19 protein-coding genes are annotated in these 21,209 nt (G+C 72.2%); 8 read left to right on the forward strand and 11 right to left on the reverse strand.

Going from position 1 to position 21,209, the window contains the following annotated elements; genetic code table 11:
- Positions 1 to 242 precede the first annotated feature (242 nt).
- From ACIO3P_RS26690 to ACIO3P_RS26705, 4 genes are all read left to right on the forward strand, one after another.
- Complete coding sequence (locus ACIO3P_RS26690; protein ID WP_329825270.1) at positions 243 to 485, forward strand: DUF397 domain-containing protein; 243 nt, start codon at positions 243 to 245, stop codon at positions 483 to 485.
- A gap of 105 nt (positions 486 to 590) precedes the next feature.
- Positions 591 to 1,091 carry a hypothetical protein gene (locus ACIO3P_RS26695; protein WP_329825271.1) on the forward strand — a complete coding sequence of 167 codons (501 nt, stop codon included), beginning with the start codon at positions 591 to 593 and terminating at the stop codon, positions 1,089 to 1,091.
- A 172-nt stretch (positions 1,092 to 1,263) separates the two neighbouring features.
- The gene (locus ACIO3P_RS26700; RefSeq protein WP_401853737.1) at positions 1,264 to 3,549 is read left to right on the forward strand and encodes a glycosyl hydrolase family 95 catalytic domain-containing protein; all 2,286 of its coding nucleotides are present in this window, start codon (positions 1,264 to 1,266) and stop codon (positions 3,547 to 3,549) included.
- A gap of 100 nt (positions 3,550 to 3,649) precedes the next feature.
- Positions 3,650 to 4,768, forward strand: a complete 1,119-nt coding sequence (locus ACIO3P_RS26705) for a chemotaxis protein (protein WP_329825273.1) — start codon at positions 3,650 to 3,652, stop codon at positions 4,766 to 4,768.
- Between the two features lie 78 nt (positions 4,769 to 4,846).
- Here the strand turns inward: ACIO3P_RS26705 and ACIO3P_RS26710 are convergent, their stop codons facing one another.
- Together ACIO3P_RS26710 and ACIO3P_RS26715 are read right to left on the reverse strand one after the other, a co-directional pair.
- Positions 4,847 to 6,826, reverse strand: a complete 1,980-nt coding sequence (locus tag ACIO3P_RS26710) for an N-acetylmuramoyl-L-alanine amidase (protein ID WP_401853736.1) — start codon at positions 6,824 to 6,826, stop codon at positions 4,847 to 4,849.
- Between the two features lie 310 nt (positions 6,827 to 7,136).
- Positions 7,137 to 8,258, reverse strand: a complete 1,122-nt coding sequence (locus tag ACIO3P_RS26715) for an aminoglycoside phosphotransferase family protein (protein WP_329825275.1) — start codon at positions 8,256 to 8,258, stop codon at positions 7,137 to 7,139.
- Between the two features lie 232 nt (positions 8,259 to 8,490).
- Here ACIO3P_RS26715 and ACIO3P_RS26720 point away from each other — a divergent pair, with 232 nt between their 5' ends.
- Entirely contained in the window at positions 8,491 to 9,978 is a 1,488-nt protein-coding gene (locus ACIO3P_RS26720) for a hypothetical protein (RefSeq protein ID WP_329825276.1), read from the forward strand.
- 120 nt (positions 9,979 to 10,098) lie between these two features.
- Here ACIO3P_RS26720 and ACIO3P_RS26725 read toward each other — a convergent pair whose 3' ends face one another.
- The 5 genes from ACIO3P_RS26725 to ACIO3P_RS26745 all read right to left on the reverse strand — a co-directional run bounded on the left by ACIO3P_RS26725 (position 10,099) and on the right by ACIO3P_RS26745 (position 14,384).
- A complete protein-coding gene (locus ACIO3P_RS26725) occupies positions 10,099 to 11,655 on the reverse strand; it encodes a PP2C family protein-serine/threonine phosphatase (RefSeq protein ID WP_401853734.1) in 1,557 nt (518 codons plus the stop codon).
- Between the two features lie 177 nt (positions 11,656 to 11,832).
- Positions 11,833 to 12,345 (reverse strand): SRPBCC family protein, encoded by a 513-nt coding sequence (locus tag ACIO3P_RS26730; RefSeq protein WP_329825278.1) that lies wholly within the window; start codon positions 12,343 to 12,345, stop codon positions 11,833 to 11,835.
- Positions 12,346 to 12,450: 105 nt separating this feature from the next.
- Positions 12,451 to 13,020: a TetR/AcrR family transcriptional regulator gene (locus ACIO3P_RS26735; protein ID WP_401853731.1), complete on the reverse strand. Its 570-nt coding sequence runs from the start codon at positions 13,018 to 13,020 to the stop codon at positions 12,451 to 12,453.
- On the reverse strand, positions 13,017 to 13,379 hold the full coding sequence (locus tag ACIO3P_RS26740; RefSeq protein ID WP_329825280.1) for a DUF1304 domain-containing protein: 363 nt from the start codon (positions 13,377 to 13,379) through the stop codon (positions 13,017 to 13,019). The genes ACIO3P_RS26735 and ACIO3P_RS26740 overlap by 4 nt, the downstream gene beginning before the upstream one ends.
- A gap of 150 nt (positions 13,380 to 13,529) precedes the next feature.
- The gene (locus ACIO3P_RS26745; RefSeq protein ID WP_329825281.1) at positions 13,530 to 14,384 is read right to left on the reverse strand and encodes an endonuclease; all 855 of its coding nucleotides are present in this window, start codon (positions 14,382 to 14,384) and stop codon (positions 13,530 to 13,532) included.
- A 481-nt stretch (positions 14,385 to 14,865) separates the two neighbouring features.
- On the opposite strand from ACIO3P_RS26745, the gene ACIO3P_RS26750 reads away from it, so the two are divergent.
- Complete coding sequence (locus ACIO3P_RS26750; RefSeq protein ID WP_401978202.1) at positions 14,866 to 16,068, forward strand: family 16 glycosylhydrolase; 1,203 nt, start codon at positions 14,866 to 14,868, stop codon at positions 16,066 to 16,068.
- A 163-nt stretch (positions 16,069 to 16,231) separates the two neighbouring features.
- On the opposite strand, the gene ACIO3P_RS26755 is transcribed toward ACIO3P_RS26750, so the two are convergent.
- Complete coding sequence (locus tag ACIO3P_RS26755) at positions 16,232 to 16,714, reverse strand: hypothetical protein (RefSeq protein WP_329825283.1); 483 nt, start codon at positions 16,712 to 16,714, stop codon at positions 16,232 to 16,234.
- 557 nt (positions 16,715 to 17,271) lie between these two features.
- On the opposite strand from ACIO3P_RS26755, the gene ACIO3P_RS26760 reads away from it, so the two are divergent.
- Entirely contained in the window at positions 17,272 to 18,045 is a 774-nt protein-coding gene (locus ACIO3P_RS26760; protein WP_329825284.1) for a polysaccharide deacetylase family protein, read from the forward strand.
- Between the two features lie 95 nt (positions 18,046 to 18,140).
- Positions 18,141 to 18,458, forward strand: a complete 318-nt coding sequence (locus ACIO3P_RS26765) for a UBP-type zinc finger domain-containing protein (protein WP_329825285.1) — start codon at positions 18,141 to 18,143, stop codon at positions 18,456 to 18,458.
- A 101-nt stretch (positions 18,459 to 18,559) separates the two neighbouring features.
- On the opposite strand, the gene ACIO3P_RS26770 is transcribed toward ACIO3P_RS26765, so the two are convergent.
- From ACIO3P_RS26770 to ACIO3P_RS26780, 3 genes are all read right to left on the reverse strand, one after another.
- Positions 18,560 to 19,342 carry a VOC family protein gene (locus ACIO3P_RS26770; RefSeq protein ID WP_401853727.1) on the reverse strand — a complete coding sequence of 261 codons (783 nt, stop codon included), beginning with the start codon at positions 19,340 to 19,342 and terminating at the stop codon, positions 18,560 to 18,562.
- A 172-nt stretch (positions 19,343 to 19,514) separates the two neighbouring features.
- Positions 19,515 to 20,048, reverse strand: coding sequence for a DUF4232 domain-containing protein (locus ACIO3P_RS26775; RefSeq protein WP_401853725.1), 534 nt, complete (start codon positions 20,046 to 20,048; stop codon positions 19,515 to 19,517).
- A gap of 91 nt (positions 20,049 to 20,139) precedes the next feature.
- Positions 20,140 to 21,195: an ABC transporter permease gene (locus ACIO3P_RS26780; RefSeq protein WP_401853723.1), complete on the reverse strand. Its 1,056-nt coding sequence runs from the start codon at positions 21,193 to 21,195 to the stop codon at positions 20,140 to 20,142.
- Between the last annotated feature and the right edge of the window lie 14 nt (positions 21,196 to 21,209).

A 21,209-nucleotide genomic window follows, 5' to 3' on the forward strand; every position in this document is an offset into this window, starting at 1 on the left:
CTCTCCCTGGTCCGTCCGGCCGCGCCGGCGGCCCCGGCAGCCTGGCGACCGATCATTCGGTTGATCGTCCGAAGTCAGTAACGCAGGAGCGTCCCGCGAGCGTCAAGGGACGCGGCGCCGCTGCGCCCTGACGGGTGGGACGGGGTCCGGACGCCCGGCCGGCGGCCCCCTGTCGCGGTCTGTCCCCGCACCGCCGGTGGTGGATAGTCTGGCCCGGGACGACGCAGCGGGAGGAGCAGGACGTGGCTGAGAGCACCACCACCCACAAGCCGCTTTCGGGCTGGGACAAGCCGGAACTCGATCTGAGCGGCGCGGACTGGCAGTCCAGCAGCCAGGGCGCGGGCGACGTGCAGATCGCGTTCGTCGAGGGCTTCATCGCCATGCGCAACAGCGGCCGGCCGGAGAGCCCTTCGCTGATCTTCAGCCCGGCCGAGTGGCGCGCCTTCGTGGTCAACGCGCGCGACGGGGAGTTCGACCTCACGTGAGGTGACGCGACGGCCGGCCGGTCCGCCCGGACCCGGTCCGCCGGGCCCGCGTCCCCGGCCCTCACCCGGCTCCTCCGGAGTGGCGCGAACCCGTACCATGGTGGGATGTCCTTTCTCCGCCGCCGCAGCGCCGCCACACCCGCGGGCCCGGACTTCGACGTCCTGGCCATGGACCCGGGTGACTGGCCCGGCAATCTGGGCGCCGGTCTGCTGCCCGCCCCCGACGGGAGCTGCCAGGGGGTCTTCCTCCGGTACGACCTGTTCGGCGGCCGCGGGCCCGCGATGATCATCGGAAATCTGCCGGAGGGCTCCCCGGCCCGCGAGCTGGGGGAGGGGCAGATCCCCTTCGAGGTGGCCCAGCTCCTGCTCGCGCTGGAGAACGACGAGCCGGTCGAGGTCATCGGCGGCGAGGACATGCCGGTGATGCAGGGGGACAACCTGCTGATCGTGCGCCGGCTCAAGCTCTCCGAAAGCCGGATCTCCTGCGTGCAGTTCGACCGCAGCGACAACGTCCTCGTCACCATCGCGAGCTGGGACCGGCCGATCACCGACGACCTCTACGCGCTGCTCAAGCCCCTGCCCGCCGAACTGTTCCAGCAGGGCTGACCCCAGGAGGACCGTCCACTTCACGCCATGCGTGAGGTGGGCCGTCCGCTCTCTTGCCGGATGAGTCATCGGACTTTTAACGTGACTGGCCATGACTCCTGGGATGAGCCGCAGAACCACGATCGCCTCCGCGCTGGGTGCAACAGGGGCCCTGGTATGGGGAGTTCCGGCGATGGCCGGGACGCCCGCCGGGGCCGACCCATCCGATGAATCAACGCTCTGGTACCGGAGCCCCGCCGCCGACTGGGAGCGCGAGTCCCTGCCCATCGGCGGCGGCGCCCTCGGCGCCGGGGTGCACGGCACCCTCACCACCGAGCGGCTCACCCTCAACGAAAAGACCCTCTGGACCGGCGGTCCGGGCGCCGCGGAGGGCTACCACCACGGCGACTGGACCGAGCCGCGCCCCGGCGCCCTCGCCTCCGTACAGCAGCGCCTGGACAGCGAGGGGCGGCTCGACCCGGACACCGTCGCCGCCGAACTCGGCCAGGCCAGGAGCGGGTACGGCGCCTACCAGGTCCTCGGCGACCTGGAAGTGACCGTGGCAGGGGCGCCGGACGTCCCCGACGCCTCCTACCGCCGCTCGCTCGACATCAGGAACGCCGTCGCCGCCGTCTCCTACACCCACCGGGGCACCGCGTACACCCGGGAGTACTTCGCCTCCTTCCCCGGCCGGGTGATCGCCGGACAGTTCACCGCGCACCGTCCGGGCGGGACCGGCCTCACACTGCGCTACACCTCCCCGCGCACCGACTTCACCACCACCGCGAGCGGCGACCGGCTCACCGTGCGCGGCGCCCTCCAGGACAACGGGCTGCGCTTCGAGGTCCAGATCCGCGTCCGTACCCAGGGCGGCACCGTACGCGCGGGGGAGGACGGCACCCTCACCGTCAGCGGCGCCGACCGCGCCTGGTTCGTCCTCGCCGCGGGCACCGACTACGCCGACACCGGACCCGCCCACCGGGGCGAGGACCCGCACACGGCCGTCACCCGCGCCGTCGACCAGGCAGCGACCCGCCCGTACGAGGCGCTGCGCGCCGCCCATGTACGGGACCACCGCGCGCTCTTCGACCGGGTCTCGCTCGACCTCGGCGGCAACCTCCCCGACCTGCCCACCGACCAGCTCCTCGCCGGATACACCGGCGGGAACGGACCCGCGGACCGGGCGCTCGAAACGCTCTACTTCCAGTACGGCCGCTATCTGCTCATCGCCTCGTCCCGCCCGGGATCGCTGCCCGCCAACCTCCAGGGCGTCTGGAACAACACCACCAACCCGCCCTGGTCGGCGGACTACCACGTCAACATCAACCTCCAGATGAACTACTGGCTCGCCGAGGTCACCAACCTCGCCGAGACCACCGCCCCCTACGACCGGTACGTCGAGTCACTGCGCGCCCCCGGCCGGCGCAGCGCCCGCCGGCTCTTCGGCACGGCCGGCTGGGTCGTCCACAACGAGACCAACCCGTACGGGTTCACCGGCGTCCACGACTGGCCCACCGCCTTCTGGTTCCCCGAGGCCGCCGCCTGGCTCACCCAGCAGCTCTACGACCACTACCGCTTCAGCGGCTCCACCCACTACCTGCGCGCCACCGCCTACCCGGTGATGAAGGAGGCCGCCGAGTTCTGGCTCGCCAACCTCAGGACCGACCCGCGCGACGGCACCCTCGTCGTCACCCCCAGCTACTCGCCGGAGCACGGGGACTTCACGGCGGGCGCCGCCATGTCCCAGCAGATCGTCCACGACCTGCTCACCAACACCCTGGAGGCCGCCACCACCCTCGGGGACGCCCCGGCCTTCCGCACCCGGCTCCAGGACACCCTCGAACGGCTCGACCCCGGGCTGCGCGTCGGCTCCTGGGGACAGCTCCAGGAGTGGAAGGCCGACCTGGACAGCCCCACCGACGACCACCGCCACGCCTCCCACCTCTTCGCCCTCCACCCCGGCCGGCAGATCGAGGCGGGCAGCGCCTGGGCCCGGGCCGCCAAGGTCTCGCTGACCGCGCGCGGCGACGGCGGGACCGGCTGGAGCAAGGCATGGAAGATCAACTTCTGGGCGCGGCTGCGGGACGGCGACCACGCCCGCACCATGCTCGCCGAACAGCTCGTCCACTCCACCCTCGCCAACCTCTGGGACACCCACCCGCCGTTCCAGATCGACGGCAACTTCGGCGCCACCTCCGGCATCGCCGAGATGCTGATCCAGAGCCACCACGGCCCGATCGAGATCCTGCCCGCCCTTCCCGCGACCTGGCCCGAAGGGCGGGTGACCGGGCTGCGGGCGCGCGGCGGCGCCACCCTCGACATCACCTGGTCGGGCGGGCGCGCCACCAGGATCGTGCTGCGCGCGAGCCGGACGGGAGAGCTGACGCTGCGCAGCACCCTGCTCCCCGGCGGGGAGCGGACCTTCCGCGCCACCGCGGGCCGGACCTACACCTTCCCCGCGCCACCGGACCTGCCCTGACCGTGTGACACGCCGTCCGGTGGCGACGCACCCCCTGCGGAACCCGCCGGTATCCCGCAGGATGGACGCACGTACGGGGGCCGGTGAGCGAAGGGACAGCATGGACAGCAACGCTCTGACGCCCGAGGTCCTGCGGGAACTGCGCGCGCCGCGCCCGTACCCGGCCGTGTCCCTGACGATGCCCACGCACCGCCGCGACCGCCACAACGAGCAGGACACGGTACGGCTGCGCAACCTCCTCGCGGCGGCCGGCCACCGGCTGGACGCCGACCCCGGCCTGGACCGCAGGACCCGGACGGCCGTCATGGAGCGGCTCACCGCGGCCGTCGCCGAGGTCGATCTGCGCCACGCGCTCGACGGACTGCTCGTCCTCGCCGACGCCCGCGAACACCGGATCTGGTACCTCCCGCGCGAGGTGCCCGAGCGTGTCGTGCTCAGCGACACGTACCTCACCCGGAACCTCGTGGCCGCCACCGCGCAGTCCCGGCCGTACTGGGTGCTCGGGATCGCCGCCGACCGGGCCACGCTCTGGAGCGGCTCCGGCGAGTCGGTGCACGAGCACCGTACGGACGGCTTCCCGATGGTGCCGCCGGAGGAGAGCTGGGACGTCGAGCGCGAGGAGCGGGTCGGGAACATCCCCAGCACGTTCAGCGACGAGGAGACCCGCCGCTTCCTGCGCACCGTCGACCACGCCATGGGCGCGGTCCTGGGGCGCCGTCCCCGCCCGCTGCACCTGGTCGGTCTCGCCCCCGCGCTCGCCCTGCTGGCGGAGGCGGGCAACGCCACCCACAAGGCCGTCGGACGGCTGGTCAAGGGCGGCCTCACGGACGGCCCCGCGCGCGTCCTGCTGAAGGAGATCGGCCCCGTCGTCGAGGACCACGCGCGCCGCGAGAAGACCGAGGTGCTGCGCCGTCTCGACGAGGCGAAGGGGCGGCGCACCTTCGCCGCCGGGCTGGACGAGGTCTGGGAGTCGGTACGGGAGAAGCGGGCCGATCTGATCGCCCTCGAAGAGCACTACCGGCGTACGGTCCGGGTCCAGGACGGCCATCTCGTCCCCGTCGACGAGGCGTCCGCCGCGTCCGCCGCCGATCCCGGCGTACGCGACGACATCGTGGACGAACTGGTGGAGGGGGCGCTCGACGGCGGCGCCCAGGTGGTCTTCCTCCCGGACGGCACCCTCGCCGGGCACGACCGGATCGCCGCCGTCCTGCGCTACTGACCGGAAGGTACGGGCGTCACCGGCTCCCCCGTGGCCCGCGACGCCCGTACGCCTCCCGTCCCCCCGTTCCGGCCGCGGTCAGCGACCCGCCGGACGCACCTCGACATCGGCCGCCTTCACGAACGCGACCCGGTGCCCGAACTGGATTTCGTAGTACTGCTCCGTGCCCCGCACCACCCGGTGGGAGGCCGGGTCGAAGGTGGCCGAGTAGTAGTACTCGCCGGGCCCCTTGCCCCCGGTCACGTACCGCTGGCCGGCGAGCAGCTTGTACGGCAGCGGGGAGACCGCCTGGACCGGCACCCCCGCCGGGTACGCCGACGCCTCCGGGTAGGCCCGCCCGTACACCGGCACCTCCGCGAGCCCGGCCCTCGGCGTCAGCACCGGCGCCTTCGCGCCCACCGCCGCCGGCATCGCACGGGGATCGAGGAACCACGCCTTCTGGCCGAGGTACCAGATCGCCGTCCAGTCGCCCTGCCGCCCGGCCACCGCGTACCGCTGGCCCGTCGAAGCGCGGGCGCCCGTGTCGTTGACGTCCGCCGTCGAGTCCTGGCCACCGGGGCGCAGCCCGGCGTCCTTCACCAGCGGGGCGTTCTCGTCCGGCGCCGTACGCAGCCGCACGGCGCCGGAGCCGTGCGGGGCGCACGCCGTGCCCGCGCTCCCGCACCCGGTGTACGGCGGCGTGCTGGCCGCGTAGTCGGGCCGGATCGTCACCACGGAGGGACGGGCGCCCCCGCTCGCCCGCAGCGGCTCGCCCAGCAGCTCGAAGTAGTGCGCCCAGTCCCAGTAGGGGCCCGGGTCGGTGTGCATCCCGGGGATCGTCGACGCGGTCGTGCCGGGCACGTTGTCATGGCCCAGGATGTGCTGCCGGTCCAGCGGCACCCCGTACCTCTTCGACAGATAGCCCACCAGCCGGGCCGAGGCGCGGTACATCGACTCCGTGTACCAGGCGTCCGGCGCCGCCAGGAAGCCCTCGTGTTCGAGCCCCACCGACTTGGCGTTGACGTACCAGTTGCCCGCGTGCCAGGCGACGTCCTTGGTCGGAACGTGCTGGGCGATCAGCCCGTCGGACGAGCGCAGCGTGTAGTGCCACGACACATACTCCGGGTCCTTGATCAGCTTGAGCGTGGTGTCCCAGGAGCCCTCGGTGTCATGGATGACGATGAACTCGATCCGCTGGGACTCCGGGCGGTCCGCCAGGTCGTGGTTGCCGTAGTCCCCCTCGCCGAACTCCTCGTACGGAGCCGGCACCCAGGTGCAGGAGACCGTGCGCGGGCACTCCGTGCGCGCCGGGTCGCCCGCCCGCAGCCCGAGCCGGGAGAGCTGCCCGGTGTCGGGGGAGACCTCGGGGCGTGCGCGCAGCGCCACTTGCTGGCCGCTGTCCGTGGTGCGCCGTTCGCCCGCGCGGATCACGTCGTACACGTCACGGGCGTAGGCGGCGGCGGTCGCGGAGTCGTCCGCCCCGGAGAACCGGGCGACCGCGCCGTACCAGTCCGCCGGGTCCGCGCTGAGCGGCTCGCCCAACTCCCGCTGGGCGGCGGCCAGCAGCGCGGCGCCGCCCCGGACATTGGCGGCGGCGCTCGTCCGCAACTCCTCGGCGGACAGCCCGGTCAGCCGCGCCGCGCGGTCCAGGGTGCGCAGCCGCGCGGGCAGTTCGGCGGTGGCCGGCAGCGCCACGCGGGCGGGCGCCGTCAGCGGGCGGGAGGTGTCGCCGCGCGCGTCCTCCGTCCCGTCCGAGTGGTGCGGGGCCTCGGCGAGCGCGGTCCTCGCGTCGGTGAGGTGCATCGGGCCGTAACCGCCGGTCACGCTCGGCGCGCCGCTGTGCGTGTCCCAGCGCGACTGGAGGTACGAGACCCCGAGCAGCACGCTCGGCGGTACCTGGTACCGGTCGGCCGCCGCCGTGAACTCGCGCTGAAGGGAGGCGGGTTCCGGCCGCTCCGCGGTGGCGGAGGGACCGGCGGAGACGAGCGGCAGCAGCAGCGCGGCGGACGCCACGACACCGCCGGCCCGCAGCGCGCGCCCGCGGTTCGGTCTCGGCCGTGGGGGGAGAGAACCTTGCAATGCAGCCTCCAGTGACGAGTGGTGCGTTACGTCGTGCCGGTCCGATGCGTCTCCCAGAGGTATCGGCTCCCGGACGATCCGTCAATCGGGCTCCGCGGCAACGATTTCGCACGTCAGCGCGCGTTTCGCGGGGTTTCCCCGCTGCGGTGCCCCGGCCTGCGACGCGTCAGTGGAATGTACCAATGAATGTATACAGCGGCCCTGCGGGCGGAGCGGGGGAGGACCGGCCGCGGACCCGCGGCCGTGGACGACCTCGGGTGTGGCGGCCCCGGAACGGCGGGGCCCGGTCGGCGGGTGCCGGCCACCGCGGTCAGCGCGTACCGACCGCCGCCCGCACCGCACGCCGCGCCATCGCGCAGTCGTCGTGCAGCCGCCGCAGCAACAGCCGCTGCTCCTCACCGGTCGGCGCGCCGCCCTGCTGCGCCGCCGCGGGCCCGCCGGGACCCGCCGGGGGTGCCTCCCGCATCGCGCGCTGCACCGCCGTCTCGTACATCCGGATCTCCCGGGTCAGCACAAGCATCAGGTTGACGAGGAACGCGTCCCGTGCCACCGGCCCGCTGGCCGCGGCGAGCTGGCTGATCTGACGGCGCGCCACCGGCGCGTCCCCGAGCACCGACCAGAGCGTCGCCAGGTCGTACCCGGGCAGGTACCAGCCCGCGTGCTCCCAGTCGACGAGCACCGGACCCGCCGGTGACAGCAGGATGTTGGAGAGCAGCGCGTCACCGTGGCAGAACTGGCGCATGTTCTGCCGGGCGCCCGCCAGACCGTGCAGCAGCTTCTGGAGGTCGCCCAGGTCCCGGTCGGTGAACAGCCCCAGCTCGTGGTAACGGGCGATCCGCGACGCGTAGTCGAGCGGCGCGCCGAACAGATCGGCCTGCGGACGCCAGGTGTTGAGCCGGGCGATCGCGCCGAGCGCGGCCCGCAGGTCCGCACGCGGCGGCGCCTCCGTCGGGTGGCGGGTCAGTGCCGCGGCGCGGCCGGGCATCCGCTCGATGATCAGCGCGCAGTTCTCCGGGTCCGCCGCGATGAGCCGGGGCACCCGGACCGGCGGACGGTTCCGGACGAACGAGCGATATGCCGCTATTTCATGACGGAACCGCTCGGTCCAGACGGGTGAGTGGTCCAGCAGACACTTGGCGACCGCGCTGGTCCGCCCCGTGGTCCCGACGAGCAGGACGGACCGGCCGCTGCGGCGCAGTACCTGAACGGGCTTGAACTCGGGGCAGATCCGGTGCACCGCCGTGATCGCCATGCGCAACCGCGCGCCCTGGGGGCCGGACAAGTCGAGTCTCCCGCTGAGCGTCTGGGTGACCGTCCCCGCCCTCAGCCGGGTCCGCCCCGCGTGGGTGGGGTCGAGATACGGTCCGCTGCCCGGGGTGACCGGACGCCCGGACCGGGACGGGGCGGACACGGAGGACGATGCTGTGTACATGGGCGATACAGATCCCTTCGTGTGCCGACGAGTTACGGCGCCTTCCCGCCCCGGCAGCCGTGAGGCACCCTGGGGAGTACGTCCGGTTGCCGGGCCGGGGTGGCGCGTTCCTACTCGACACCGGCGAACGGGTGGCACACCATCTGGCGCACCCTGGCGAACCCTGGCGAATAGTCGCCAGGTATCTGACTGAGCGTTACTGTCAAGTCAGCCGAGAACCTGGGGGCTTGACGTGAGCGGTGAACCCAACACCCGTCTGTCGGATCTGTTCGGCCTGGCCGGCTGGTCCAAGGGCGAACTCGCACGGCTGGTGAACCGGCAGGCGGCGGCCATGGGCCACCCCCAACTGGCCACCGACACCTCGCGGGTGAGGCGCTGGATCGACATGGGGGAGACCCCGCGCGATCCGGTACCGAGAGTGCTGGTCACGCTGTTCACCGAGCGGCTCGGTCGTGTCGTGACCATCGAGGACCTCGGGTTCGTACGGAACGGACGCGCGGGGAAACGACGGGACTCCGGGAACGCGGACAACCCCGACGCCCTGCCCTGGGCGCCCGACCGGACGGCAGCGGTCCTCACCGAATTCACGGGAATGGACCTCATGCTCAACCGTCGCGGCTTGGTGGGCGCGGGTGCAGCGCTCACCGCAGGAACCGTACTCACCAGTGCCATGAACGACTGGCTGCACTCCGACCCCGCACCCTCCGCCGGCCCGTCCCACGCCGACGATCACCTGAACGCAGAGCCCGCCGGGTTCGACCGTTACGAGGCCGCCCCCATCGGGTCCCAGGAGATCGAGGCGCTGGAGCGGTCCGTCGAGGTGTTCCGTGCCTGGGACGCCGCCCGTGGCGGCGGACTCCAGCGCAAGGCCGTCGTGGGCCAGCTCAACGAGGTGGGCGGCATGCTCGCCTACCGTCACCCCGACCATCTCCAGCGGCGCCTGTGGGGCGTCGCCGCCAACCTCGCCGTCCTCGCGGGCTGGATGTCCCACGACGTCGGCCTCGAACCCACCGCCCAGAAGTACTTCGTCATCGCCACCCACGCGGCGCGCGAGGGCGGCGACCGTCCCCGGGCCGGTGAGGCGCTGTCCAGGGCGGCCCGTCAGATGATCCATCTCGGCCGGCCCGACGAGGCCCTCGATCTGATGAAGCTCGCCAAGTCGGGCTCCGGGGAGGAGAATCTGCCCCGTACCCAGGCCATGCTCCGTACGATCGAGGCATGGGCCCAGGCATCGATGGGGCGCGGCCAGGCCATGCGCAGAACCCTCGGCGAGGCGGAGGACCTCTTCGTCTCGGACAAGGGGGACGTGCCGCCGCCCTGCTGGATGCAGATGTTCGACGAGGCGGATCTCCACGGTATGGAGGCGCTGGCCTTCCGTACCCTCGCCGAACACGACCCGAAGGCGGCGGCCATCGCGCAGGGCCACGCCAAGAAGGCGCTGGAGCTGCGCGGCGGCGGACGGCAGCGCTCCAAGATCTTCGACTACATCTCGATGGCGTCCGCCTGCTTCATCGCGGACGATCCCGAACAGGCCGACCGCTACGCGCGGCTCGCGCTGGTGTCGATGGGGGAGACCTCCTCGCACCGCACCTGGGACCGGCTGCGGGAGATGTACCGGCTCACCGGCCAGTACGCGGGGTACGAGAAGATCGAGGAGCTGCGCGAGGAGATCAAACTCGTGATGCCGAGGAGGGCGGGACTCGGCAAGGCCGACATCTGAGGCCCTGAGCCCCTGGCCACTCCCCGATCCCCCCGACCTGACCGTCACGGATCCACACGTCACGGCTTCACACGTCACGGCTCCACGGAAGGAATCCACGAAGGCCGGAACCGGCGCTGATCAGCGCGTTCTCCCGCCGATCCTGGCGGCCATCACACAGGCGTCGTCCGAGCGTCCGGCCATGCCGAACTCCTCGTCGATCGCCCGTACCCACTCCTGCGCGGTACGGTTCCCCGCCATCCGGGGCGCCAGCGCCAGGAGACGTTCCCGCTGCGTCCCGGTGCCGTCACCGTCGCGGGTCAGCCCGTCGGTGTGCAGCACCAGCACGTCACCGGGGAGCAGCCGGACCTCGGCCTGCTCGTACCCGGCCCCCGAGGTCGCGCCGAGCAGCACGCCGTCCGGCGGGGTGAGCGCGCGCCCCGTCCCGTCGCGGAACAGCAGCGGGGCGGGGTGCGCCGCCTGCGCCCAGGAGAGTGCCCCGGTCGCCGGCTGGTAGCGGGCACAGAGCACGCTGCCCAGCACGGGCTGTTCCGTGATGTTCAGAAGCTGGTTGAGATGGCCCAGCAGGGGCCCCGGCTCGATGCCCGCCACGGCCATCCCGCGCAGCGCGCCCAGCAGCATCGCCGTGGAGGAGGCCGCCGCGACGCCGTGCCCGGTCAGATCGCCCAGCGTCAGCAGGGTGTCGCCGCCGGGGAGTTCGAGCGCGTCGTACCAGTCCCCGCCGTTCAACGGGTTGGCCTCGGACGGCAGATGGCGCGCGGCCAGCTCCAGCGCCCCCGGGCCGTGCTGCGACAGCCGCAGCGCGCCGCGCCACGACGGGACCACGGCCTCCTGCAACTCGGTCACGAGCCGGTGCTCGGTCTGGGCGATGTGCTGTGCGCGCTGGACCGACCGGCCGCTCTCGCGCACCGCGCGCTCGCTCCTGCGCAGGGCGCTGACATCGCGCAGCACCGCCCACAGGGAGGCGGTGCAGCCGTCGGCGTCCACCACCGGCTCGCCCGTCAGATGCACCGTACGGACCTGGCCGTCGGCTCTGACGACGCGCAGTTCGCCGTCGATGGGCTTCCCGTCGATCAGACAGTCCGTCACCATGCCGGTGAGCAGGGCCTGGTCGTCGGGGAAGACCAGCGAGGGAACCTCGTCCAGCGTCATCGGACCGCGCTCCCGCGCCCGGCCGAGGATCTCGTACATCTCTGCCGACCAGTTCACCTCGTCGGTCAGGAGGTTCCACTCGGCGCTGCCGACCCGGCCCGGCGCCGGGGCCGTGCCCTCCGGCCGGTCCTGGTGGAGGCCCGCGCCGGTGGTCGCCGTGCCCGTGGCACATGCCGGGGGTGTGTGCCACTGTCCCCGCGGGGGATCGTCCGGGGAGGGACGGCCGTCCGGAGCGGCACCGTCCTCCGCGGGGCAGTTCTCGGTGCGGCCGTCCGCCGGGAGACTCTCCGGCCGGCCGGCCCTGAGCTGGTCCAGATGCACGCCCAGATCGTCCAGTTGGTGCACCGCGAGATCGCAGAGCGCCCGCTGCCAGCGCCGCAGGGCCTCGTCGTCGTCCACCGCGCTGTCCTGGCGCACCGCCGCCATGTCCCCGCGCAGCGCGCGGGTCCTGGCGATGAGCGCGTCCACCGTCTCCCGCTCGACAGGCTGCGGGACGGGGTGGTCCGCGAACAGGGGGGACGGCATCTCGTACTCCGATACGGGCGCGGTACGGCCTGGTCTGGATGGTGGACCGTTATGACTGTTGCACAAGCGCCCGGTGCCCGTAAGGCATTTGGCAACACTCGATCCGGTGGTGCTTCTGGCATATGCCGCAGGCTGGTCGATACCCGTCGCGGCATACGCGGCGGCGGCCCGGGGCCGTCAACGCGCCGCCGGCGGTTCCTCGACGGCCCGCTTGAGGTTGCGCAGCGTGGTGGCGATGTTGCGCCGCTGGAACGCGGCGAAGGTGTGGCCCCGGGTGGCGATCCGATCGAAGGTGTTCGCCACGAGGTCCGGCCAGGAGCGCCGGTCGTCCGTCCAGGTCTCGGTGACCCGAGTGCCCTCCGGTACGGCCTCGAAGCGGTACTCCCAGGTGGCGATGGGGCCCCGCAGCCGCGGCGTCCGTACACCGATGGCGTGGACGCGGAAGGCGAACCGCTCGCCGGGGTCGGCGGCGGTCACCGTGCACCGCGTGGTCCAGCGGGCGGGACCGCGCTTGTTGTGGCCGTCGAAGACCGTTCCGACCCGGGTCTCCCCGTCGCCGCCGCGCACGGTGGCCCCGAGGTTCTCCGGACTCCACCGGCCCATCAGCGCCGGTCTGCTGACCTGGGCGTAGACCGCCGAGGGAGGGGCGGCGACGACGACGGAGCCGGAAACGGTGAGGGTGCGCGGCATGGGAACTCCGATCCTGGACCCCGACAGTAACGCGGACGCGGGACGCCGGATGCCGGGCGCGGGATGTCGGACGCCGGGCGCCGGGAGCACCGGGCGCCCGGCGGTTCAGACGACGGGGATCCGGTGCAGGCCGACCAGGACGCGCCAGATCCGGGTGGCGATGGTCTCCGGGGTCTCCTCGATCAGCCCGTGCAGCCAGTCGGCCAGCACCCCGGCGAAGGACGCGGCCACCGCCGAGGCGATCAGATCGGGCTCGGGCGCCCCGGCCAGGGCGCGTTCGGTACGGCTGCGCTCGCGCAGCTCGCGGTGGAGCAGCTCACCCAGCGGGCCGCCGCCCCCCGGCCGCAGCAGCGTCCGGTAGAGCGCGGCGTGCGGCACGAGGCCGGTGAAGAACGAGGTCAGCGCGGGCGGCGGCACCCGCGGGTCAGGCGTGCCCCGCCAGGCGTGCAGGGCGTCCACCGCGTCACGAACCACCTCCGCGCAGGCGTCGACCGCCAGCGCCTGGAGATCGGGGTAGTGCAGATAGAACGTGGCCCGGCCCATCCCGGCCCGGCGCGCCAGGGCCGCGACACCGAGCTCTTCGAGCGGCCCCTCCGCACAGGCGTCGAGCAGTGCCTGCCGCAGCCTGGCCCGGGTCCTGGCCGTACGGGGATCGCCCGCCGGGTCCCCGGTCATCCCGCCGCCAGGACGACGGCCAGCGCGATCGCGCCCGGCAGCGCCTGGGCGAGCAGGATGCGCCGGTTCGCCGTGATCCCGCCGTACACCCCGGCGACGACCACACAGCTCAGGAAGAAGATCTGCGCCCGGTACCCGGTGGGGTCGGCGGCGATCAGGCCCCAGACCAGGCCGGCGGCGAGAAAGCCGTTGTACAGGCCCTGGTTGGCGGCGAGGGGCGCCGTCGCGCGCGCCATCTCGGCGTCGAAACCGGAGAGTCCGCGCCCCGGCGCCCGCTCCCAGAGGAACATCTCCAGCACCAGGATGTACGCGTGGAGCGCGGCCACCAGGCCGACCAGGACGTGCGCGGCTGTCTGCATGATCGGGAACTCCCGTGGTGGCGACGACTGTTGGACATGTGTCCAGGAATTATAGACACATGTCCAACAGTGGGCCGTCCGGCGGTGGGCCAACAGCGGGCCGTCCAGCGGAGGATCGTCCGGCAGTGGCTCACGCCGGCCGTGCGGCGGTCACCAGATCGACTCGACCCACTCCGGGTGGTCGATGAACGGGTTCCGGTTGTGCTGGTACTGGTTGTATATGACGTCGTTGCGGCGCTTCTCGAAGGTGTCCGGCGGGTCCTCGTCACTCCACTGCTTCAGCACCGACAGCTTCCCCATCGCGGGGCTGGAGCCGTTGTTGACCTTCTCGTTGGGTTCGAGGTCGGGCCAGGAGTCGTCGCCCTCGTACCGGACGGCCATGTAGAGGAGCATCCGGGCGACATCGCCCTTGACCGCGTCGCGCGGCTCGAAGGAGTCCGAGTCGGTGTAGTTGCCCGGCGCGCCCGAGACGGCGCTGCCGCCGTTGTCGAAGTCCTTGTTCCCGCGGATGGAGTTGACCGAGACATCCTCCGGGCGCAGGTGGTGGATGTCGGTGCCGGGGCCGGTCGCCTCGCCGAAGTCGCCGTGGGACTTGGCCCAGACGTGCTCACGGTTCCAGTTGCCCGTGTTGCCGCCGTTGCTCGACTTCGAGATCGACTTGCCCGTGTACAGCTCGATCACGTTCGAGGAGTTCGCGGGGTCCTGGTCGGTGTTCTTGAGCGCCTCCCAGACCGCCGAGTAGGAGATCTTCGACTGGTCCTTGATGATCGTGTGCAGGGCGGACTTGAGCGCGGTGCCGGTCTTGCCGATCGCGTTCTGGTAGTACGTGTCGTCCAGCGCGGCCGTGGCCGCGCTGGACGACGCCGCCGCGGTCGCGGCCGTCGTGGCGGCGCCGGACCGGGACGGGGTGGCCGCCGGTGCGGCGGCGGCCGTGGTGGCGAGTACCGCGGTGGCGGCGCCGAGCGCCAACAGCGCGCGCCGGGTGGGGAGATGGCGACGGGACATGGGGGAGCTGTCCTCTCCGGGGGGCCGTCGCGGCACGCGGCCGACAGGGTGGGGGCGGGTGCCGCGTTGGGCGTGAGGAAACGGTTCAGCGGGAGTTTTCCACAGCTCCTGTGCGGGTGTGTGAACACACCGTGTCAGTCATGTGCAGGTCAAGTTGCCGAATGGATCAATGGACGTCGGCGGTGGGGGAGTTGGTGATCGCGCGGCCCTCTTGCTGCTGGTTCGGCAGGATTTGCCGGGCGGGTGTCACGCGCCTGCGAACTTTGGTCCATACCAACTCCTTGACGCCTGCCTGCTCCCTGCTTTAAATCAGTGACGGACAGAACCCCCGGGGTGGCCCTTCCCGTACGCCCGCGCGTACGCCATTCGGTGGTGATTTGTCATGCTCATGCCCCCACATGAAGTGATGTGATGCCCTGTGCGAATCTCCCTGGCACGCCGAGCGGCGCAGTGCGCCCTCGCTCTTCTCTGCTGTACCGGTGTGCTGACGGCGGTGCCCGCCTCCGCCGCCGCGCCCGACGCCGGCGCGGCCCCCGCCGCCGCGGCGGCCGTGACCTTCAACGACGACTTCAACGGTCCCGCGGGATCGGCGGTCGACGGCGGCAAGTGGCAGATCGAGACCGGCGACAACGTCAACAACCACGAACGGCAGTACTACACGGCGGGCAACAACAACGCCGCCCTCGACGGCCAGGGCAATCTGGTCATCACCGCGCGCAGGGAGAACCCCGGCAACTACCAGTGCTGGTACGGCCGGTGCGAGTACACCTCGGCCCGGCTCAACACCTCGGGGAAGTTCACCTCGACCTACGGGCATGTCGAGGCGCGCATGAAGGTCCCGCGCGGCCAGGGCATGTGGCCCGCCTTCTGGATGCTCGGCAACGACATCGGCAGCGTCGGCTGGCCCAACAGCGGCGAGATCGACGTCATGGAGAACGTCGGCTCCGAACCCGGCACCGTCCACGGCACGCTGCACGGCCCCGGCTACTCCGGCTCGGGCGGCATCGGGGCCGGCTACACCCTCCCGGGCGGCCAGGCGTTCGCCGACGCCTTCCACACCTTCGCCGTGGACTGGGCCCCCGACTCCATCACCTGGAGCGTCGACGGAAACGTCTACCAGCGCAGGACCCCCGCCGACCTCGGCGGTCGCGCCTGGGCCTTCAACAAGCCGTTCTTCCTCATCCTGAACCTCGCGGTCGGCGGCTACTGGCCCGGCGACCCCAACGGCAGCACCCCCTTCCCGGGCCAACTCGTCGTGGACTACGTACGCGTGACCACGGGCGACAGCGGCCCCGGCGGTACGACGGGGACCATCACCGGGCTGGGCGGCATGTGCGTCGACGTGGCCGGGGCGAGCACGGCGAACGGCACGCCCATCCAGCTCCACAACTGCAACGGCGCCGCCGCTCAGCAGTGGACCGTCGCCTCGGACGGTACGATCCGGGCCCTCGGCAAGTGTCTGACGGTGAAGGGCAACAGCACCGCCGACGGTGCGCAGTTGGAGCTCTGGGACTGCAACGGCGGTGGGAACCAGCGCTGGGGGATCTCCGGCGCGCAGGACATCGTGAACGTCCAGGCCGACAAGTGCATGGACGCCACCGGCAACAGCTCGGCCGACGGCACCCGGCTCCAGATCTGGACGTGCGCGGGCACCCCGAACCAGAAGTGGACCGTCAACCGCTGAGCTCCACGGCCACAACCGTTCCTGAGCTCCCCAGTCAGCAACCGCTGGTGAGCTCCCCAGCCAAGAGGGCCCGGCGGCCCGCCCGAAGAGGCGGGTCGCCGGGCCCTCGCGCGTCCGCCCGGAACCGTACGGACCGCCCGGGTCGGGGTGAGGGGGCCCGGGGTCAGGAGGCCGGCTCCACCTCCAGGAAGCGGCGGCGCCGCGGGCCCCGGTAGAGCAGGGCCTCCCAGCCCAGCGGTGTCAGCGCGGCGGCGCACTCCGTCAGGGCGCGCTCCTCCTGTCGCGCGGCCCCGCCGCCGTGCGGACCGAGCCACTCCACCCGTACGGTGCCCTCCCGCTCGCCCGGCGTCACGCGGTACCCCGTGGCGGTCCGCTCGCCGGAGGCGTCCACGGCAGACGCGGCGAAGGGGGCCGCCTCCAGCGCGAGCGCGACCGCCCGGACCGGGCGGCTCCGTTCCCAGGGCGCGGGGGTGGCCGCGGGATCGCCGGGCCCGGTGTGGGTCAGGCGCCTGATCTGGAGCAGCCCCTCGAACGCGGTCCGCACCTCGGCCGCCCGCTCCTGGGGTGCCGTGGTGACCGGTGGGCCGTCGCCCGTGGCCGCCTCGAACCCGCCGCCTGGCCGTTGCGCTCCGCCGTCGACCGTCATCGCCGCTGCCCCTGCCGTTCCTCGCGTCGCGTCCGTGGTCCGCCCCGGCTTCCGGGAGGACCGTCCGGCCGATGTTCTCAGCCGGACGGGTCCGTGCGGGAGGGGCGTCGGCCCGGCGGACGCGGGCGGGCATGGCGAGACCCCGACCGGACGGGGGGACGCCGGTCGGGGTCGTTCGAGGAAGGGTGCGGATGGCGGTCGCCTCGCGGCGGTGGGCTCCGTGGGGCTTCAGCCGAACGATCTTCCCCACGGGCTGTTCTCAGGTGGGCCCGGGGACTCAGTTCCACCCACACCCTCACCCCTTTCAACGGAGGGCTCGCACGGAATGTTCCCCCGGGCCTCTTCCCCGGGGGTGACGGGGTCTCCGGGGATCGCGCCGGGCCCCGTACTCCACTATGCACTGCGTGTATACGCCGTATGTATAGTGCGAGGCGGTTCATTCGCCACCACCGGTGCCCCTCAGGTGCGCCGGCTCTTCGCCGTGCCGTGAGCGGGTCCGGTGCTGCCCGCGCACGCCCTGTCATGGGGTCGGCCCGCCCCGAGAAAGAGGATTTGTCATGTCTTGGTACACATCGGTGTTCGGGAAGCGCGCCTGTGCCGCGGTCGTGACGGCCGCGTCACTGACGCTGATGCTGGGCGGCTGCACGTCGTACGACCGCTACTCCGCCGAGGACGCGAGGAAGGGCGCGAAGGAGGGGGCGGCCCTGACACCGGGCGCCGTCGACTGTGCGAAGGCCCGCTGCATAGCCCTGACCTTCGACGCGGGCCCCTCCACGTACACACCCCAACTGCTGGACACACTCAAGAAGGAGAAGGTCCGCGCGACCTTCTTCCTGCTCGGCAGGGACCATGTCGTCGAACACCCCGATCTCGTACGCAGGATCGCGGACGAGGGTCATGAGGTCGCCAACCACACCTGGTCGCACAAGATCCTCACGGAGCTGGACGCCGACGGTGTACGCGAGGAACTCACCCGCACCCAGGAAGCCGTCGAGAAGGTCACCGGCCACCGCCCCACACTGATGCGCCCGCCGCAGGGCCGGACCGACGACCGGGTCTCCGAGGTGAGCCGCGAACTCGGGCTCGCGCAGATCATGTGGAGCGCCACCGCCAAGGACTACTCCACGAACGACTCCGCGCTCATCGAGAAGCGCATCCTCGACCAGGCGGACAAGGACGGCATCATCCTGCTGCACGACATCTACCGGGGCACCGTGCCCGCCGTTCCCGGCATCATCGAGACACTGAAGGAGCGCGGCTACACGTTCGTCACGGTCCCCGAGCTGCTGGCCCCCGGTGTCGCCGAGCCGGGCAAGGTCTACAAGCCCTGACGGGACCCGCTCTGCTGGCGGGGGCGGGGGACCGGCCGTACGGTGAAAAAAGTAAGGGATCTCCAGGAGACCTGTGCGGTCGGACAGGCGGCGTGATGGCGAACAGTGAAGCGGGTTCCGGCAGCCTGATCTGCAGCCATCTCGCGGACGTCGAGGAGGTGGCCCCGGACAGCGAGGACAGTTGCCCGGAGTGCGTCGCCCTCGGGGACGTGTGGGTGCATCTGCGGGAGTGCCAGACCTGCGGTCACATCGGCTGCTGCGACTCCTCCAAGAACAAGCACGCCACCGCCCACTACACCGCGTCGGGACATCCGCTCATCCGTTCGTACGAACCGGGTGAGGGCTGGTGGTGGTGTTACGAGGACGAGGTCGTCTTCGAGGTCGAGGGAGTGGGTCCGGAGCGCCCGGCCTGACGGAAAAGCCTGGCCTGACTAAAACGCCCGGCCTGACGAAAACGCCCGCCGACTCTCACCCTCAGGTCCAGGGTGAGAGTCGCCGGGCGTACCGCCTCCGGTCAGCCTGAGGTGACGGTGAAGAGCGCACCGTCCGGATCGCGCAGGGTCGCCTCCCGTAGCGACGTGTCCCGCAGGTCCGGCGACACGTTCCCGGGCGCGACCAGCGCGCCCCCGCCGTTCACGGCCGCCGCGACGGACCCGGACACCTCGGGAACCCGGAAGTAGACATGCCAGCGCGGCCGCATCTGCGGATCCGGTGTGGCCTGCACGGCGCCACCGCGGATCTTGGCGACGATCTGCCCGTCCTGGCGCAGCACCGCGTGGTCCTCCTCGTGGACGAGTGTGAAGCCGTCCTCCTTCTCCGGCGCCCAGCCGAGGACCTGACCGTAGAAACGGGCGGCGTCCACGGTGTCGCGCGTCCGCAGCTCCAGCCAGGCGGGCGCACTGCCCCGGCCCACCGTCCAGTCGGAGCGCACCGCGCCCTCCCAGATCCCGAAGGCCGCGCCGTCGGGGTCCGTGGCGAGCGCCGCACGGCCGGAGTGGAAGGCCAGCGGCCCCACCGCGACCGTGGCGCCGCGCTCCCTGATCCTGGCCGCCGCCTCGTCCACGTCGCTCACCGCGAAGTACGGCGTCCACTCCACGGCGACCTGGAGCGACGAGGCGAGCGCGCCGATCCCCGCGACGGCCATCCCGTCCGAGAGCGCGACGGTGAAGTCCTCGCCCAGCCCCGCCGGCCGGTACGTCCAGCCCAGCACGTCACCGTAGAACGTCTGAGCGGCGGGCAGCTCCCGCGCGAGCAGACTCACCCAGCATGGAGCGCCGGCCACCGTCTGTGAGTCCATTTTGTCCCGCTCCACACCGCTCACTCCGCCCTCGTCAGACACGTCTTGCTCATACGTATTGCCGCTGTTCGGTGTCTCTACTCTGCCAGGCCGCGCGCAACTTGAACGCCGCGCGCGGTCCCGGCCGGGAGCAGGCGTACGAGGTCAGGCCGGTGACGTCAGGTAGGTGACGTCACCGGGTGGCGGTGGCGAGGGCCGCGTCGGCCTTCGCCGCGGTGGACTGCCACAGCGTGGTGACCGGCTCCCAGACCCGGACGGTGCCGGAGGTGCCCACGGAGGCCGCGTCGAAGCGTGTGCCGTGGTGCGAGGGATCGCCCGCGACGGTGAGGAACGCGACGGTGCGCGACTCCTCGGCGGCCGGGTCGAGCGTCCGTACCGCGGCGAACGCGGAGCCACCGGCGGCCAGTCGGTACGGGGCGCTCGACGCCGGCGGCACGGGCTGCGCGGCCCCGTCCAGGTCGCCGAAGGTGACGGTGGGGATCCGGTCCACGGTGCAGGCGGAGCCGCCCTTGTTGGTGACGCTGATCCGGACCACGTGCGGGGTGGCGCCCCTCGCCGCGGTCACCTGGACCGCGCCCTCCCGGCAGACGGCGACGGCCGCCGGGGACGCGGCGGGCGCGGCGACGGCGGCCGAGGCGCCGGTGGCGACCGGGAGCAGGACGAGAGCGGTGGCCGCCGGGGCGACGAGAGCGGGACGGATACGCATGGTGTGTTTCCCCGTTTCGGTCGGTCTGTGGGTCTGTGGATCTGTAGACACCTGAACGGCCACGGTGGTTGTGCCGGTCACCGCTGTCCGGTCACAGGGCCTCCGCGCTCCTGCCGCCCGGATGGCGGTGGCGCCAGAACCAGAACACACCGGTCGAGACGAGCGCCCAGCCGGCCAGCACGGCGAACGGGAAGACGTGCTGCGCGTCCCCGAAGTACACCGCCGTGTGCTGGGCGTTGACGGAGGCGCCCGGCGGCAGCCGGCGCCCGATCTGCCCCAGCGCCGACGGCAGCAGCGGCCAGGACACCGCCCCGCCGGAGGACGGGTTGCCCAGCAGCACCATCAGCCCCCAGGTTGGCAGCATCGCCCACCGCCCCATCAGGGTGTTGAACATGGTGAACACCATCCCGGACGTGAACATGGTGAATGCCAGGATCAGCCACGACTCGACGAACGGCAGATGGAGCGCGCCCAGCCACCAGTCCACCACCGAGGCGATGGCGAAGGCGCCGAGCAGCGCGTACACCACGGTGAAGGCGATGCGTTCGCCCGGGTCGAGCCCCCGCGCGTGGACGCTCAGTTGGATGGCGCCGACAAAACCGATGATCACGGCGGCGAGCGAGATGTAGAAGAGCGCGAGCCCGCGCGGATCCCCCTTCTGGAGCGGCTTGACGTCACTGATCCGTACGGGCACACGGACGGCCCGGCCCACCGCGGGCGCCGTCTCGGCGAGCACCTGCGCCACGGACGCCCCGGCGGCGCCTGCCACGGCGAAGTCGACTCCGGTGCCCCGGAACGTCAGGACCGCGAACACCTCCTGCTGCTCCACCGCGTGTTGGGCGGCGGTGTCCGTGGGATAGGGGTGGAGTTCGAGCGACGCGTTGAGCGCCTTCTCCATGCCGTCCACGAAGGCGCGGGCGTGCGCCGTACCGGTGGGGCCCACCACGGCGGCGGGGATACGGTGCGGAGTCGGGTTCGCCATGTTGTACGTGTACGAGCCCGCGAAGAGGCCGGCCGCCGCCGCGAGGATGAACACCAGCACGACGGCGGGGAGGAAGGGGGACGCGGTGAAGGCGCTCCAGCGCTCCGCCGCCGTCCTCCCGCGCCGGGGCGCGTGGTCGGGGTCGGAGTCGTGATCCGCGTCCATGAAAGCACCGTAAA

The sequence above is a fragment of the Streptomyces sp. NPDC087310 genome, assembly GCF_044744405.1.
GTDB lineage: Bacteria > Actinomycetota > Actinomycetes > Streptomycetales > Streptomycetaceae > Streptomyces.

Coding starts and splice junctions, on each gene's coding strand:
- ACIO3P_RS26730 (WP_329825278.1), bottom strand. CDS start 12,345: ATGCCGCGCACCCTCACCGTTTCCGGCTCCGTCGTCGTCGCCGCCCCT.
- ACIO3P_RS26760 (WP_329825284.1), top strand. CDS start 17,272: ATGTCTTGGTACACATCGGTGTTCGGGAAGCGCGCCTGTGCCGCGGTC.
- ACIO3P_RS26755 (WP_329825283.1), bottom strand. CDS start 16,714: ATGACGGTCGACGGCGGAGCGCAACGGCCAGGCGGCGGGTTCGAGGCG.
- ACIO3P_RS26745 (WP_329825281.1), bottom strand. CDS start 14,384: ATGTCCCGTCGCCATCTCCCCACCCGGCGCGCGCTGTTGGCGCTCGGC.
- ACIO3P_RS26735 (WP_401853731.1), bottom strand. CDS start 13,020: ATGACCGGGGACCCGGCGGGCGATCCCCGTACGGCCAGGACCCGGGCC.
- ACIO3P_RS26740 (WP_329825280.1), bottom strand. CDS start 13,379: ATGCAGACAGCCGCGCACGTCCTGGTCGGCCTGGTGGCCGCGCTCCAC.
- ACIO3P_RS26715 (WP_329825275.1), bottom strand. CDS start 8,258: ATGTACACAGCATCGTCCTCCGTGTCCGCCCCGTCCCGGTCCGGGCGT.
- ACIO3P_RS26705 (WP_329825273.1), top strand. CDS start 3,650: ATGGACAGCAACGCTCTGACGCCCGAGGTCCTGCGGGAACTGCGCGCG.
- ACIO3P_RS26695 (WP_329825271.1), top strand. CDS start 591: ATGTCCTTTCTCCGCCGCCGCAGCGCCGCCACACCCGCGGGCCCGGAC.
- ACIO3P_RS26780 (WP_401853723.1), bottom strand. CDS start 21,195: ATGGACGCGGATCACGACTCCGACCCCGACCACGCGCCCCGGCGCGGG.
- ACIO3P_RS26770 (WP_401853727.1), bottom strand. CDS start 19,342: ATGGACTCACAGACGGTGGCCGGCGCTCCATGCTGGGTGAGTCTGCTC.
- ACIO3P_RS26775 (WP_401853725.1), bottom strand. CDS start 20,048: ATGCGTATCCGTCCCGCTCTCGTCGCCCCGGCGGCCACCGCTCTCGTC.
- ACIO3P_RS26725 (WP_401853734.1), bottom strand. CDS start 11,655: ATGCCGTCCCCCCTGTTCGCGGACCACCCCGTCCCGCAGCCTGTCGAG.
- ACIO3P_RS26765 (WP_329825285.1), top strand. CDS start 18,141: ATGGCGAACAGTGAAGCGGGTTCCGGCAGCCTGATCTGCAGCCATCTC.
- ACIO3P_RS26700 (WP_401853737.1), top strand. CDS start 1,264: ATGGCCGGGACGCCCGCCGGGGCCGACCCATCCGATGAATCAACGCTC.